This is a genomic window from Rhodococcus sp. P4_B6, from assembly GCF_056402215.1.
The window spans coordinates 53,834-68,018 of sequence record NZ_JBFUHV010000007.1 but is presented as its reverse complement, the minus strand read 5'-3'; the positions used below and the strand labels follow the sequence as shown (position 1 = coordinate 68,018).

At 68.8% G+C, this 14,185-nt stretch carries 13 protein-coding genes; 5 read left to right on the top strand and 8 right to left on the bottom strand.

Annotated features, from left to right (window positions below; translation table 11 throughout):
• The first annotated feature begins 66 nt into the window (after window positions 1-66).
• Window positions 67-1,275 (top strand): MFS transporter, encoded by a 1,209-nt coding sequence (locus tag AC1DWT_RS05105; RefSeq protein WP_072944784.1) that lies wholly within the window; start codon window positions 67-69, stop codon window positions 1,273-1,275.
• Window positions 1,276-1,296: 21 nt separating this feature from the next.
• Here the strand turns inward: AC1DWT_RS05105 and AC1DWT_RS05100 are convergent, their stop codons facing one another.
• Both AC1DWT_RS05100 and AC1DWT_RS05095 read right to left on the bottom strand, forming a co-directional pair.
• On the bottom strand, window positions 1,297-2,637 hold the full coding sequence (locus tag AC1DWT_RS05100; protein WP_095863383.1) for a cryptochrome/photolyase family protein: 1,341 nt from the start codon (window positions 2,635-2,637) through the stop codon (window positions 1,297-1,299).
• A gap of 29 nt (window positions 2,638-2,666) precedes the next feature.
• The gene (locus AC1DWT_RS05095) at window positions 2,667-3,584 is read right to left on the bottom strand and encodes a mechanosensitive ion channel family protein (protein WP_072944788.1); all 918 of its coding nucleotides are present in this window, start codon (window positions 3,582-3,584) and stop codon (window positions 2,667-2,669) included.
• Window positions 3,585-3,666: 82 nt separating this feature from the next.
• Here AC1DWT_RS05095 and AC1DWT_RS05090 point away from each other — a divergent pair, with 82 nt between their 5' ends.
• Complete coding sequence (locus AC1DWT_RS05090; protein WP_095863382.1) at window positions 3,667-4,383, top strand: response regulator transcription factor; 717 nt, start codon at window positions 3,667-3,669, stop codon at window positions 4,381-4,383.
• Window positions 4,380-5,720, top strand: a complete 1,341-nt coding sequence (locus AC1DWT_RS05085) for a sensor histidine kinase (RefSeq protein WP_095863381.1) — start codon at window positions 4,380-4,382, stop codon at window positions 5,718-5,720. Before AC1DWT_RS05090 ends, AC1DWT_RS05085 begins: the two co-directional genes overlap by 4 nt.
• Before the next feature lie 29 nt (window positions 5,721-5,749).
• Here the strand turns inward: AC1DWT_RS05085 and AC1DWT_RS05080 are convergent, their stop codons facing one another.
• From AC1DWT_RS05080 to pdxH, 5 genes are all read right to left on the bottom strand, one after another.
• Window positions 5,750-6,112 carry an FKBP-type peptidyl-prolyl cis-trans isomerase gene (locus tag AC1DWT_RS05080; protein WP_072944793.1) on the bottom strand — a complete coding sequence of 121 codons (363 nt, stop codon included), beginning with the start codon at window positions 6,110-6,112 and terminating at the stop codon, window positions 5,750-5,752.
• A 47-nt stretch (window positions 6,113-6,159) separates the two neighbouring features.
• Entirely contained in the window at window positions 6,160-7,455 is a 1,296-nt protein-coding gene (locus AC1DWT_RS05075; protein ID WP_072944795.1) for a citrate synthase, read from the bottom strand.
• Window positions 7,456-7,883: 428 nt separating this feature from the next.
• Entirely contained in the window at window positions 7,884-8,846 is a 963-nt protein-coding gene (locus tag AC1DWT_RS05070; RefSeq protein ID WP_477919926.1) for an aldose 1-epimerase family protein, read from the bottom strand.
• A 52-nt stretch (window positions 8,847-8,898) separates the two neighbouring features.
• Entirely contained in the window at window positions 8,899-10,185 is a 1,287-nt protein-coding gene (locus tag AC1DWT_RS05065; RefSeq protein WP_477919924.1) for an MFS transporter, read from the bottom strand.
• A 42-nt stretch (window positions 10,186-10,227) separates the two neighbouring features.
• Window positions 10,228-10,899, bottom strand: a complete 672-nt coding sequence (gene pdxH / locus AC1DWT_RS05060) for a pyridoxamine 5'-phosphate oxidase (RefSeq protein ID WP_083395616.1) — start codon at window positions 10,897-10,899, stop codon at window positions 10,228-10,230.
• Between the two features lie 270 nt (window positions 10,900-11,169).
• Here pdxH and AC1DWT_RS05055 point away from each other — a divergent pair, with 270 nt between their 5' ends.
• Together AC1DWT_RS05055 and serC are read left to right on the top strand one after the other, a co-directional pair.
• The gene (locus AC1DWT_RS05055) at window positions 11,170-12,300 is read left to right on the top strand and encodes a citrate synthase 2 (protein ID WP_477919922.1); all 1,131 of its coding nucleotides are present in this window, start codon (window positions 11,170-11,172) and stop codon (window positions 12,298-12,300) included.
• Window positions 12,301-12,341: 41 nt separating this feature from the next.
• Complete coding sequence (gene serC, locus AC1DWT_RS05050) at window positions 12,342-13,463, top strand: phosphoserine transaminase (RefSeq protein ID WP_477919921.1); 1,122 nt, start codon at window positions 12,342-12,344, stop codon at window positions 13,461-13,463.
• A 64-nt stretch (window positions 13,464-13,527) separates the two neighbouring features.
• On the opposite strand, the gene AC1DWT_RS05045 is transcribed toward serC, so the two are convergent.
• Entirely contained in the window at window positions 13,528-14,013 is a 486-nt protein-coding gene (locus tag AC1DWT_RS05045; protein ID WP_015888807.1) for a nucleoside deaminase, read from the bottom strand.
• Window positions 14,014-14,185: the final 172 nt, after the last annotated feature.

Genomic DNA, 14,185 nt, shown 5'->3' with positions numbered 1-14,185 from the left:
AGAATGGCTGCGGCGTAGCGTTCGTTAACGCAAACCTTTTGCTTTAACGTTCTCCGGGAGTAGCCCATGCCGACCCTTGCACCCGAAGCACCACCGACCTCTCGGCCCGCGCTGCGCCGCCGCGCCGCATTCACGCTCGTCGCGGTCGTGATCGCCACCCTGCTCGGCGCGTCCGCCGCCCCGACACCGCTGTACGAGCTGTACCAGTCGAACTGGGGCTTCTCCTCGCTGCAGTCGACGCTTGTCTTCGGCATCTACGCCCTGAGCCTGCTGCTCGCACTGCTCACCGTGGGGTCCCTGTCGGACTACGTCGGCCGGCGCCCCGTGCTGATCACGGCGCTCGCGTTCGAGGCCGTCTCGATGATCATGTTCGCGACCGCCGAAGGCATCGGACTGCTGCTGCTCGCCCGGGTGGTGCAGGGATTCGCGACCGGCGCCGCGATCAGCGCCCTCGGCTCCACCCTCCTCGACCTCGAACGCACACCGGGACGCGGCGCCACCGTCAACAGCATCGCGCCCACCGCCGGTCTCGCGCTGGGCGCCATCGGATCGAGCCTCATCAGCGAGCACCTTCCCCGGCCAACCAGCACCGTGTTCCTGGTGCTCCTCGCGCTGTTCGTCGCCGAGATCCTCGGCATCTGGGCCGCACCCGAGACGGCGGTCCGGCAGAAGGGTGCGCTGGCGTCGATGCGGCCGGCGCTCGCGGTCCCGGCCACCGCACGGAGAATGCTCGTCGCCACGGGCCCCTGCCTGATCGCCGTGTGGGCACTCGGCGGCTTCTACCTGTCGCTCGGACCGTCACTCGCCCGCAACGCGCTCGACGTGCACACGTCGCTGATCGGCGCAGTCATGGTCGCGACGCTCACCGGGACCGGCGCACTCGCGGTGTTCCTGCTGCGCAACGTCGCGGCACGGCGCATCCTCGCAGTCGGAGCGTCGGCCCTCGTCGCCGGCGTCGCCGTCACCCTGGTCGGCGCCGAAACATCCTCGGCACCCTTGATTCTCGCGGGAACCGCGGTGGCGGGCATCGGGTTCGGCGCGGGCTTCCAGGGCACCATCCGCACCGTCATGCCGCTCGCCGAACCGCACGAGCGGGCAGGGCTGCTGTCGAGCATCTACGTGATCGCCTACCTCGCCAACAGCCTTCCGGCGCTGGTCGCCGGATACCTCGTCGGGCAGGTCGGACTCGTCGACACCACCCGCATCTACGGCGGACTCGTCATCGTCCTCGCCGCGGCGGCCCTCCTGCGCAAAGCGCCCGTGAGTACTTCTTAACCGCCCGCGGTTAACAAGTACTCACGGGGTCTTGATCTCGCCGTACCGGGCCAGGGCCTCCTGCCGTTCGTGGGCGTGGTCGACGATCGGCGGCGGATAGTCCTCGGGGCGGCCGTCTTTCAGGGCGTGGACGGCCTTCCCGGAGATGCCGCGCAGTTCGGGCACCCACCGCCGCACGTATTCGCCGTCGGGGTCGAACTTCTCACCCTGGGTCGTCGGGTTGAACACCCGGAAGTACGGCGACGCGTCCGTCCCCGACCCCGCCGTCCACTGCCAGCCGTGCTGGTTGTTCGCCAGATCGCCGTCGACGAGCTGGTTCATGAAGAAGCGGGCGCCCCGCCACCACGGCAGGTGCAGATCCTTGACGAAGAACGACGCGACGATCATCCGCACCCGGTTGTGCATCCAGCCTTCGGCTTTCAGCTGACGCATCCCGGCATCGACGATCGGGAATCCCGTCCGGCCCTCGCACCACGCCGTGTACGCCTCCTCGGCGTCGGGCCCGCTGTCGTAGCGGATGTGGTCGAAGCGGCGGTCGTAGTTTCCCCGTGCGCTGTCGGGGCGCTGGAAGAGGATGTCGGCGTAGAAGTCCCGCCACGCGAGCTGCCGCCGGTATTGCTCGGCACTCTTGCTGCGGCGGCGGGCGAGATCGCGGAGCATCGTCCGCGGATGAATGTTGCCGTACTTCAGGTACACCGACATCCGGCTGGTCGCGTCGAGCCCGGGACGATCCCGCGCGTCCTCGTACCCGGCGAGGTCGTCCTCGCAGAACTCCGCCCACCGTTCCAGAGCCGCCGCCTCACCGGCGGCGTACCCGTCGGATTCGGGTTCGGGGATCGTCACCCGCCGCGTCTTCACGTCGTCCGGGTCCATCCACTCCACCGTCGCGGGCCCGGTGTCGATCGGCGCGCGCCACCCGTGCTCGAGCCACTGCCGGAAGTACGGGGTGAACACGCGGTACGATTCCCCGTCCGCCTTGGTCACCCGGCCGGGCGCCACGGCGTACGGCGAACCGGTGGCCACCAGATCGACGTGCTCGGCGACGGCGGCATCCCGCTCGCGACCGTAGGGTCCGTAGTCGGCGCTGACATGCACTTCTCCGGCCGCGACCTTCTTCGCCACCCGCGGAACCACGTCGACGGGATCGCCTTTCACCACCAGCAGCCGGCCGTCGAGCCGGTCGTCCAGTGCGGCGAGGCTGCGGAACAGGAAGTCCCGGCGGGCGCCGCCCGACGTGGTCAGCAACCGGTCGTCGAGAACGAACAGGCCGAGCGCACGCGCCCCCGACTCGGCGACCGTGTGGAGCGTCGGCAGGTCACCGAGCCGGAGGTCGCGGCGGAACCAGACGAGTGCGGTGTCCATGTCTGCCACGGTAACGAAATGCGGGCCGCTCAGTTGGTGGAGCGAGCCGAAGACAGCACCGACAGGTACGGGGCGTCGATGTCGTAGTGCGTGAACGCCGACAACGCCGCGCGGGCGAACGTCCGCTGCACCGCCCACTGCCTGCCGGGCTTGGTTCGCGCGGTGATCCGCAGCGTGACCGATTCCGCGGTCACCGAGTTCACGCCCAGCAGTTCCGGGGGTTCGAGCACGTCCGCCGCGATCGCGTCGCCCTTGGCCGCCTCGGTGACGGCCTCCAGCGCCACCTCGCACGCCCGTTGCACGTTGGCGGCGTGCGCGATCGGCAGATCGACCACCGCGACCGCGTACCCCTGACTCATGTTGCCGACCCGCACGATCTCACCGTTGCGGCAGTACCAGAGGGTGCCGTTGACGTCGCGGATCGTGGTGACCCGCAGACCCACCGTCTCGACCGTTCCCACGGCCTCGCCGAGGTCGACGACGTCGCCGACCCCGTACTGATCCTCGAGCAGCATGAAGATGCCCGACAGGAAGTCCCGGACGAGGTTCTGCGCACCGAAACCGAGTGCGACACCGATCACACCGGCGGACGCGATGAACGGCGCGACGTTGACGCCGAGGACGGCGAGCACCTGGAGCACCACCCAGATGAGCACCACGATCGACACCGTCGATTTGAGCACCGACCCGATGGTCCGGGCGCGTTGCGCGCGACGCTCGTTGACCATGGCTTCCTTGACACCGCGCGGGGCGCGTTCCCGCAGGGGACGGAGCATGGCCGGTTTGTCCGAGGGCTCCCGGGGACGCGTCATCCGGTCGATCATCCGGTGCAACGCGAATCGCAGTACGAGCGCCAGGACGACGTAGGTCGCGATCTCGGCCGGCCGGTGAATCAGCCAGTCACGGTTGGTTTCGGTCAGTTCGAAGGCCTGCAGCGAAGGAAACATCCTCAACGAGTGTACGGACGAGACACGCTCTCACAACTGCCATCCGCACGCTCTGTGGTCGCGCCCACGGCACAATGCAGGGGTGACCGTCACAGACTCAGCCAGTGTCCTCGTGGTCGACGACGACGAGGACGTGCGGACGTCCCTCGAACGCGGCCTGCGCCTGTCCGGATTCACCGTCCTCACCGCCGTCGACGGCGCCGACGCACTGCGGGTGGTCAGCGAGCAGCGCCCGGACGCGATGGTCCTCGACATGAACATGCCGGTCATCGACGGCACCGGCGTGGTGACCGCGCTGCGCGCGATGAGCAACGACATCCCGATCTGTGTGCTCAGCGCCCGCGACACCGTCGACGACCGCATCTCCGGTCTGGAGTCGGGCGCCGACGACTACCTGGTCAAGCCGTTCGTCCTCGCCGAACTGATCGCGCGGATCCGGGCGATGCTGCGCCGGCACGGAACGACCACCGCCGCGCCCACCGACTCGCCCGCGACCCCGCCGATCCGGATCGGTGCGCTCGAGATCCGCATGTCCGCACGCCGGGTCTTCATGGCGGGCGAGGAGGTGACGCTGACCAAGCGGGAATTCGAACTGCTCGAGATTCTCGCCCGCAACGTCGGCATCGTGCTGAGCCGCGAGCGGCTCCTCGAACTGGTGTGGGGGTACGACTTCGTCGCCGACACCAACGTGGTCGACGTCTTCGTCGGCTACCTGCGGCGCAAGTTCGAGGTCGGTGGTCAGCCGCGCCTCCTGCACACGGTCCGCGGAGTGGGGTTCGTGCTGCGGGAACCGTCGTGAAACGGTCGTTCTCCCTCCGGACCCGTGTGGCCGCCGCGACGGCGCTCGGCGCGACGATCATCGTCGTCGCGCTCGGCATCCTGGTGTCGCTGGCGATCAACCGGAACAACCTGTCGCAGCTCGACCGGCGGCTGGAGACGGCGTCGGATGTCCTCGTGCCCAACGCCGCCACCGCCGGGCTGTTCCTCGGGGCGCTCGGCGACAAGGGCGCGTTCGCGATCACGATCCGTTCGGCCGACGGCAACACCGTGCTGGTCAGCACCCCCACCCAGCTGCCCGAACTCGATCCGGGCACACAGACCGTCGAGGTCGGTGACACGCAGTACCGGGCGTACACCGCCACCGTGCCGCTCCTCGGCACCCGGATCTCCCTGGCCGTGCCGTACGCCGAAGCGCAGGACGTGACGTCCGAGCAGCAACGGCAGGTGGCCCTCGTGGGGGTCCTCGCCGTCGCCGCCGCCAGCGGCCTCGGGTGGCTGTTCGGCGGTCGTGCGGTGCGACCCCTGGTCGACCTGACCGGCCGCATCGTGCGCCGCGAACCGAAACTGACACCCACGTCCTCGGGGGTGCGGGAGGCCGACGAACTGGCGTCCGCCGCCGAGTCGATGCTGCGCGACGTCGCCGAGGCGCAGGCCGCGACCACCGCCGCACTCGCCACCGCCCGCGATTTCGCCGCCGTGTCGGCGCACGAACTGCGCACGCCGCTCACCGCTATGCGCACCGACCTCGAGGTCCTCGCCACCCACGACCTGACTCAGCCGCAGAGGGACGAGATCCTTCACGACCTCGCCCGGGCGCAGGGGCGGGTGGAGTCGACGCTGTCCGACCTCGAGCGCCTCGCCCGGGGCGAGCTGTCCACCGACAAGGACTTCGTGGATTGCGACCTCGTCGACATCAGCGACCTCGCCGCGGAGGAGGCGATGCGTCACAACCCCGGCCTGCAGGTGACCGTCTACGCGGCCCCGGTGACGGTCCGCGGCATGCCCGGCGGACTGCGCCTCACCCTGGACAACGCCATCAAGAACGCGGTACGGCACGGCGGCGCCACCGCGGTGACGATCACACTGAGAGCGGCCGACGGCATCACCACCGTCGTCGTCGACGACAACGGTTCCGGGGTGCCCGAGGCCGAGCGGACCGCCGTGTTCGAACGGTTCCACCGCGGTTCCAACGCGACGAAGAGCGGATCGGGCCTGGGCCTCGCGCTCGTCGCCCAGCAGGCCGCATTGCACAACGGCAGCGCACGTTTCGAGGTCAGCCCGCTCGGCGGCGCACGGCTCGTCGTGGAATTGCACACCGACACGACCCGGAAAGCGGAAAGCCCCGCCTCACCGTGAGGTGATGCGGGGCCTTCGGACCGTGGAGACTATTCCTTCACGTCCAGCAGGTCGATCATGAACACCAGCGTCTTGCCGGACAGCTGGTGTCCGGCGCCGGCGGGACCGTAGGCGAGCTCCGGCGGGATGGTGAGCTGACGACGTCCGCCCACCTTCATGCCGGGGATGCCGTCCTGCCAGCCCTTGATGAGGCCACGCAGCGGGAACTGGATGGACTCGCCGCGGCTCCAGGAGGAGTCGAACTCCTCGCCGGACTCGAACTCGACGCCGACGTAGTGCACCTCGACGGTGCCACCGGGGACGGCCTCGGCGCCCTCTCCGACGACCACGTCCTTGACGACCAGGTCGGTCGGGGCGGGTCCCTCTTGGAACTCGATCTCGGGCTTGGTCATGTGTCCTCCTCGATGAGGGCTCTATGGTTCGGCACAGGTGTTCGCGATCAGCGACCTGTGACGTCCTTGTAGTCACGCTCGGTGTAGCCGGTGTAGATCTGGCGCGGACGGCCGATCTTCGTAGCGGGATCTTCGTGCATCTCGCGCCAGTGTGCAATCCACCCGGGCAAGCGGCCCATGGCGAACAGAACGGTGAACATGCGCGTCGGGAAGCCCATGGCGCGGTAGATCAGACCCGTGTAGAAGTCGACGTTCGGGTACAGCTTGCGCTCGACGAAGTAGTCGTCGGTCAGCGCCGCCTCTTCGAGAGCCATCGCGATCTCGAGCAGTTCGTCGTCGCCGCCGAGCTTGTCGAGGATGGTGTGTGCCGTCTGCTTGACGATCGCGGCGCGCGGGTCGTAGTTGCGGTAGACGCGGTGCCCGAAGCCCATGAGCTTCACGCCGTCTTCCTTGTTCTTGACCTTGCGGACGAAGTCGCCTGCGTTGCTGCCGCTGGCCTTGATCTCGTCGAGCATCTCCAGCACCGCCTGGTTGGCGCCGCCGTGCAGCGGGCCCCAGAGTGCGTTGATGCCACCGGAAATCGAGGTGAACAGGTTGGCGTCGGAGGAGCCGACCAGGCGGACCGTCGACGTGGAGCAGTTCTGCTCGTGGTCGGCGTGCAGGATCAGCAGCATGTCGAGTGCCTTGGCGATCTCGGGATCGATCTCGTAGGGCTCCGCGGGGAAGCCGAACGTCATCCGGAGGAAGTTCTCGACGAGGTTCAGGGAGTTGTCCGGGTACAGGAACGGCTGCCCGACGGACTTCTTGTACGCGTAGGCGGCGATGGTCGGCAGCTTCGCGAGAAGACGGATGGTCGACAGTTCGACCTGTTCCGGGTCGGCCGGGTCCAGGGAGTCCTGGTAGTACGCGGACAGCGCGTTGACGGCGCTGGACAGCACCGGCATCGGGTGCGCGTTCCGGGGGAACCCGTCGAAGAACCTCTTCAGGTCCTCGTGCAGCAGCGTGTGGCGCCGGATCCGGTCGGTGAACGACTCCAGCTGCGCCGGAGTGGGCAGCTCACCGTAGATCAGCAGGTAGCTGACCTCGATGAAAGTCGACTTCTCGGCCAGCTGTTCGATCGGGTATCCGCGGTAACGGAGGATCCCCTTCTCACCGTCGATATAGGTGATCGCGGAGCTGGTGGAGGCGGTATTGACGAAACCCGGGTCCAGGGTGGTGTACCCGGTGCTGGCGAGCAGCTTGCCCAGTTCGATACCGTCATTGCCCTCGGTTGCCCTGGCAATGGACATCGTGTGCTCACCACCAGGGTAGGTAAGCGTGGGCTTTGTGTCATTGTCAGGCACGAAGCATCCCTCTCAAGCTCAAACCAATGAGTAACAACTTCATTCAGGTAGAAACTAGCCCCACTCTGGCCTGCCTGCCGAAGGCGGGTCCGCTCAGGGGCCGTGACGCGGCCTCCCCGCGGGATGCGTGGCGACCTCGGGGAAGGGTCGGCGAACGGGTTGGTCGAGTGTCCGATTTGCCCGCACGGCGCGGGAGCGGAATCCGTGAGGGCCAGTTGCCCGGGACTGGACTGGCCTCGTTACCTGCACCGATGCCGAGGACGGCGAAGAACGCACGCCGTGGCACCCGGTGCAGTGAGGGAAGTACAGAGGCTGGCACAAAGACCGTCGGCCGCGACGGAAGAACCCCCGCCGGACGTATCGGCCGGACCGCGACCGGTGTTACACCGTCTCACCAAGTGGGCACCCGGCGGTCGAAAATCGAACCGCTACGACCCCCGCGCCGACATGCCCCACACACCGGTCCACTGCTGTCCCGGAGCGAGCACCAATTGATCGATTCCGGAGTTGAACGCATCCGGCGGGCACGTCATCGGTTCCAGGGCCAGCGCCCGGCCGCGGCCCGGGTACGACTTGCCCGCGTCGGGATCCGCGACGAACGCCTGCAGCCAACCGAACTCCCGGGCCGCCCACAGGACCGTTCCGGTGCCGTCCGGTGCGCGCAATTCGTGCCGCGACCTGCCGTCCACGTCCACATCCAGTGCGCTGAACGGGGTGTCGAGGGCCACACCCGCCAGCGTCCGGGGGCTGGTGAAGTCGTAGTCGGTGCCCGCGACGGCCTGCGAACCGCCGCTGGGCAGCATCCGCTCGTCGAGCGGCAGCCGGGTGCCTGCCGACAGGCGCAGCGTGCACTCGTCGAGGGGAAAGTCGCCGGCGCGGACGTAAGAGTGGAAACCCATCCCGAACGGCGCCGGGATGGCTCCCGTGTTGGTGGCGGTGTGCGTCACGGTCAGGCCGTCGTCGCCCAGGACGTAGTCGACGGTGAGCCGCAGCGGGTACGGCCACCCCTTGTGGAGGCCGACGTCGATCGACAACTCGATGCGGTCGTCGGCGTGATTGACGACACGCCAGTCCCGGCGACGGACGAATCCGTGGCTCGCGTTGGCGAACCCCGGCTCCGTGATCTCGAGCTGATGGTCGATGCCGTCGAAGGCGAACCGGCCGTCGCGGATCCGGTTGGGCCACGGCGCGAGGATCAGCCCGGCCGACAGCGGGGGCCGGGTGCCGAGGTCCCACGTCTCGGTGAGCGCCATCGGCCCGTCCGGACCGTCCCGTTCGAGTAGCCGGAGTCCGGCACCGGTGGCCGCGATACCGGCCCGGTAGCCGCCGCCCCGGATCTCGAATCCAGCCGCGGCAGGCCTGTCCGTCTTCGACGACTGCGATTCACCCATGCATTTCAGTGTGCACGAGATCTGCACGAGATATGTGATGGCGCACGGGAACCTAGCGCGTGGCCTTGTACCGCATCAGCGCCGGGAACGCGAGCGCGGCGATCACCACGCCGATGACGACGAGGACGCCGCCACCGGCCGCGGCGACGCTCGTTCCGACCGCCGCGGCCGCTGCGCCGTGCAGGACGTCGCCGATCCGCGGACCCCCGGCGACGACGACGATGAAGACGCCCTGGAGTCGTCCGCGCATCTCGTCCGTGGCGACCTGCTGGAGCATGGTGCTGCGGAACGCCGCGGAGACCATGTCGACGGCGCCGCCGAACGCGAGGAACGCCAGAGCGATCCACAACAGGGCGGGACTGCCGCCGGGTGAGGCGAGTCCCACGACGACGCCGAAGCCCACCATCGCCAGACCCCACAGCGCGATGCACACGATCACGGCGCGGCCCTGACGCCGGACCCTCGGCAGCCAGCCGGAGAACACGCCGCCGGCCACCGCACCGACGGACATCGCCGCGAACAGCAGGCCGAGCGCCACACCGCCGGAGGCCGGGTCGCCGAACGTGTCGTGCGCGATCTGCGGGAACAACGCCCGCGGCATACCGAACACCATCGCGATGATGTCGACGACGAACGACGCGAGCAGCACCTTCTGGGTGGCGAGGTAAGCGAACCCGTCGAACACCTCGCGCAGCCCGGCGCGCCGGGACTCCCCCGTCGGCGGGATGGCCGGCAGCCGGAGTACCGCCCACAGGGTGGCCAGGAGGGCGATCGAATCGACGAGATACAGCGTCGACAGCCCGACCACCGGAATCATGACCCCGGCGAGCAACGGTCCGGCGATGGCGCCGAACTGCATGACCGTCATGTTGAGCGAGTTGGCCGCGGGCAGCTGTTCCACCGGGATGAGCCGCGGGATGATCGCGCTGCGGGTCGGCTGGTTGACCGCGAAGAATGCCTGCTGCAGACCCAGCAGTCCGAGCACCAGCCACACGTTGTTCAGGCCGAGCGCCGCCTGCACCCAGAAAAGCACCGCCGTAACACCGAGTCCGACGGTGGTGATCGTCAGCAGTTTCCGCCGGTCCATGACGTCGGCGAGCGCGCCGCCCCACAGTCCGAACACGACCAGCGGTACCAGCGCGAAGACACCGGTCAGTCCCACGTACGCCGAGCTACGGGTGATCTCGTACACCTGCTGCGGCACGGCGACGACGCTGAGCTGTCCGCCGATCACCGTCACGATCCCGGCCGCCCACAGGCGCCGGTAGTCCCGGTTCTGCAGCGGCGCCGTGTCGGCGAGCAGCCGCCGCTTCCTCTTCTCGGTGACGGTGTCGGTCATTCTTCCCTTAGCTCGTTTCCCATGCTCACTATTCCCCGGTCGTCACGGCTGCAGCCGCTCCACCGTCCACGAGCCGTCGACCAGCGACGTCCGGATGCGGTTGTGCATCCGGTTGGCGCGGCCCTGCCAGAACTCCACGACAGCGGGGCGGATCAGGATTCCGCCCCAGTCCGGCCGCACCGGGATGTCGACGTCGACGGGGAAACGCTCCGCCGCGTGCAGCAGCGCGGCGTCCAGTTCGGCCCGTGAACCGATCGGTCGCGACTGCTCGGACGCCCACGCCCCCAGCCGGGATCCGCGGGGCCTGCTGTGCCAGTACTCGTCCGTGACCTCGGCACTCACGCGCTCGACCGGGCCGCGGACGGTGATCTGCCGGGCGACGGGCACCCAGGTGAACGTCACCGACGCGTACGGCACCGACTCCAGCTGGCGGCCCTTGTCCGAGTCGTAGTTGGTGAAGAACAGCACACCGTCGGCACTCAGTCCCTTGCAGAGGACGGTGCGGGTGCACGGGTGTCCGTGCTCGTCGACGGTTCCGAGGGTCATCGCGTTGGGTTCGGGGACCCCGGACTCCACAGCGTCCTCGAGCCACCCGCGCATCAGGGGAAGCCAGCCGTCGCTCAGCTGGTCGGCGTCCAGATCGGAGTCGATATACGCTCCGTCGGCGCCCTGGTGTGCGTAACCGACGCGCATGGCCGCGAGGTCCTTGTTCACCGGTTTCGGGTGTTCTGCATCTGGAGACACAGCCGAGAACGCTACTCCCGGGTATGCACTGATCAACTCTCCGGTGACACCGGCTAAAGTTTTGGGGACCGAACCCGTCCCCTCGGATTGCAGCCGCGATCGTGCGATGCCCGGGGACGGCAAGTCGATTGCGCGGACGAGGGTGCCTGCCCATCCCGCATGCACGCCCAGCGCAATTGTCGAACGCCGAGACAGTGCCGCTCTGACCGGGGGCACTCGAACGAGGAGAGTCCACGAGCTATGTCAGCTAGCGCGGCAATACCGGACGATTTCGTCAGCGGACTGGAAGGCGTGGTCGCGTTCACCAGCGACATCGCCGAACCCGACAAGGACGGCGGCGCCCTGCGCTACCGCGGCGTCGACATCGAAGAACTCGTCGAGGGGCACGTCACCTTCGGCAACGTGTGGGCCCTGCTCGTCGACGGCCGCTTCGGCCCCGGACTGCCCCCGGCAGAACCCTTCCCCCTGCCCGTGCACACCGGCGACGTCCGCGTCGACGTCCAGGCCGGCCTCGCGATGCTCGCCCCCATCTGGGGATACCAGCCCCTCCTCGACATCGACGACGACACCGCCCGCGAACAACTCGCCCGCGCCTCCGTCATGGCCCTGTCCTACGTCGCCCAATCCGCCCGCGGCATCTACCAGCCCGCCGTCCCGCAGAGACGGATCGACGAGGCGAAAACCGTCACCGAACGGTTCATGGTCCGCTGGAAGGGCGACCCCGACCCCGCCCACGTCGCCGCCATCGACGCCTACTGGGTCTCCGCCGCCGAACACGGCATGAACGCCTCCACGTTCACCGCCCGCGTCATCGCCTCCACCGGCGCCGACGTCGCCGCCTCCCTGTCCGGGGCCATCGGCGCCATGTCCGGCCCGCTGCACGGCGGCGCCCCCGCCCGCGTCCTGCCGATGATCGAGGACACCGAGAAGTCCGGCGACGCCCGCGCCCTGGTCAAGGGAATCCTCGACCGCAAGGAAAAGCTGATGGGCTTCGGGCACCGCGTCTACCGCGCCGAAGACCCCCGCGCCCGGGTGCTCCGCGCCACCGCCAAGCGCCTGAACGCACCCCGCTACGAGGCGGCCGCCGCCCTCGAGCAGGCCGCCCTCGCGGAACTGCGCGAACGCCGCCCCGACCGGGCCATCGAGACGAACGTCGAATTCTGGGCCGCGGTCATCCTCGACTTCGCCGAGGTCCCGGCGCACATGATGCCCGCGATGTTCACCTGCGGCCGCACCGCCGGCTGGTGCGCCCACATCCTCGAGCAGAAACGCCTCGGCAAACTCGTCCGCCCCGCCGCCATCTACACCGGGCCCGCACCCCGCACCCCCGAGTCCGTCGAGGGCTGGGACCAGATCGCCCACACCAGCTGACCGTCTCCCCCGCCTGAATCAGTAAGGAACAGAAAGTAGCGATGACCTCCACACCGATCATCCCCGCAGACCTCCTGCCCGCCGACGGACGGTTCGGCTGCGGACCGTCCAAGGTTCGCCCCGAACAGCTGCAGTCGCTGGTCGAGGTGGGCGCCTCGGTGTTCGGCACCAGCCACCGCCAGAAGCCCGTGAAGGACGTCGTCGCCAGCGTGCGGTCCGGCCTCGCCGATCTGTTCTCCCTGCCCGAGGGTTACGAGGTGGTGCTCGGCAACGGTGGCACCACCGCGTTCTGGGATGCGGCCGCATTCGGCCTGATCCGGGAGAAGTCGCTGCACCTCACGAACGGCGAGTTCAGCTCCAAGTTCGCGTCGGTCGCGAAGAACAACCCGTTCATCGGTGACCCGATCGTCGTCTCCGCCGACCCGGGCAGCGCGCCCGAACCGGTCTCCGATCCGTCCGTCGACCTCATCGGCTGGGCGCACAACGAGACGTCCACGGGTGTCGCGATCCCCGTCTCGCGTCCCGCGGGCTCGGAGAACGCGCTCATCGCCATCGACGCCACCTCCGGCGCCGGCGGTCTGCCGGTGAACGTCGCCGACGCCGACGTGTACTACTTCGCGCCGCAGAAGTGCTTCGCCGCCGACGGCGGCCTGTGGATCGCGCTGATGAGCCCGAAGGCGCTCGAGCGGGTCGCGGAGATCAAGGATTCGGGTCGCTGGACCCCCGACTTCCTGTCGCTGCCCATCGCCGTGGACAACAGCTCCAAGGACCAGACGTACAACACGCCCGCGGTCGCGACGCTGCTGCTGCTCGCCAACCAGATCGAGTGGCTGAACGGCAACGGCGGTCTCGACTGGGCCACGTCGCGTACCGCCGATTCGTCCTCGCGCCTGTACCAGTGGGCCGAGGCCAGCGACTACGCCACACCGTTCGTCACCGATCCCGCGCACCGCTCGCAGGTCGTCGGCACCATCGACTTCGACGACAAGATCGACGCCGCCCAGGTGGCGAAGATCCTGCGGGCCAACGGCGTCGTCGACACCGAGCCGTACCGCAAGCTGGGCCGCAACCAGCTGCGTGTCGGCATGTTCCCGGCGATCGATCCCGAGGACGTCTCGCAGCTCACGAAGAGCATCGACTGGGTCGTCTCGCAGCTCGGCTGAGACCCGGCACCTGCACCCGTCAGCCCCCGGCACCGAAGTGCCGGGGGCTGACGGCGTCTCGGGGTCAGTCCGTGTCGAGGAAGCGGTGGAACGGCGCGAGCGCCTCGTCGCCGAGATGCGGCCCGCTCACCTGGATCTCGACGCTCGCCGCATCGAGCACGTCGGCGCAGCCCAGCGTGAACCGCGGTCCGTCGGGGAGAATCCGGGAGAAGTCCGCGGACGAGGCCGCGTAGACCACCCGCGTGATCCCGGCCCACACCATCGCCGCACTGCACATCGGGCACGGCTCACCACTCGCGTACATGGTGGCGCCGACCAGGTCGCCCGTTCGGCCTTCACCGCAGGCGGTGGTGATCGCGTCGAGTTCCGCGTGCTCGGTGACGTCGGCGGACGTCGCCACGGAGTTGGCGCCCTCACTGATCACGTGACCGTCGGCGCCGACCGCGACCGCACCGAACGGCCTGTTGCCCGCGTCCCCCGTCTCGTCGGCGAGTTCGATAGCCCGCCGCAGGTGGGCAAGGTCCACGTCGTCGACATCGCTCTGGCTCATCGACTCAGATCCACTTCTGTTCCGACGCCCCGTTGCCGGGCTGTGTCGATCAGTATGCGCGCCGCGGCGCGGTCCTGGAGGCCGATCCCGACGGAGTTCTCCAGCGTGATCGCCCCCGTCCAGGTCACCCGCACGAGGCAGCGCGCACCCCGCAGGACGGATCGATCGGGAA

Bases quoted from the DNA above. Each gene is read 5' to 3' on its own strand.
- AC1DWT_RS05100 (WP_095863383.1), bottom strand. From the start codon at position 2,637: ATGGACACCGCACTCGTCTGGTTCCGCCGCGACCTCCGGCTCGGTGAC.
- AC1DWT_RS05105 (WP_072944784.1), top strand. From the start codon at position 67: ATGCCGACCCTTGCACCCGAAGCACCACCGACCTCTCGGCCCGCGCTG.
- AC1DWT_RS05095 (WP_072944788.1), bottom strand. From the start codon at position 3,584: ATGTTTCCTTCGCTGCAGGCCTTCGAACTGACCGAAACCAACCGTGAC.
- AC1DWT_RS05055 (WP_477919922.1), top strand. From the start codon at position 11,170: ATGTCAGCTAGCGCGGCAATACCGGACGATTTCGTCAGCGGACTGGAA.
- AC1DWT_RS05065 (WP_477919924.1), bottom strand. From the start codon at position 10,185: ATGACCGACACCGTCACCGAGAAGAGGAAGCGGCGGCTGCTCGCCGAC.
- serC (WP_477919921.1), top strand. From the start codon at position 12,342: ATGACCTCCACACCGATCATCCCCGCAGACCTCCTGCCCGCCGACGGA.
- AC1DWT_RS05045 (WP_015888807.1), bottom strand. From the start codon at position 14,013: ATGAGCCAGAGCGATGTCGACGACGTGGACCTTGCCCACCTGCGGCGG.
- AC1DWT_RS05070 (WP_477919926.1), bottom strand. From the start codon at position 8,846: ATGGGTGAATCGCAGTCGTCGAAGACGGACAGGCCTGCCGCGGCTGGA.
- AC1DWT_RS05080 (WP_072944793.1), bottom strand. From the start codon at position 6,112: ATGACCAAGCCCGAGATCGAGTTCCAAGAGGGACCCGCCCCGACCGAC.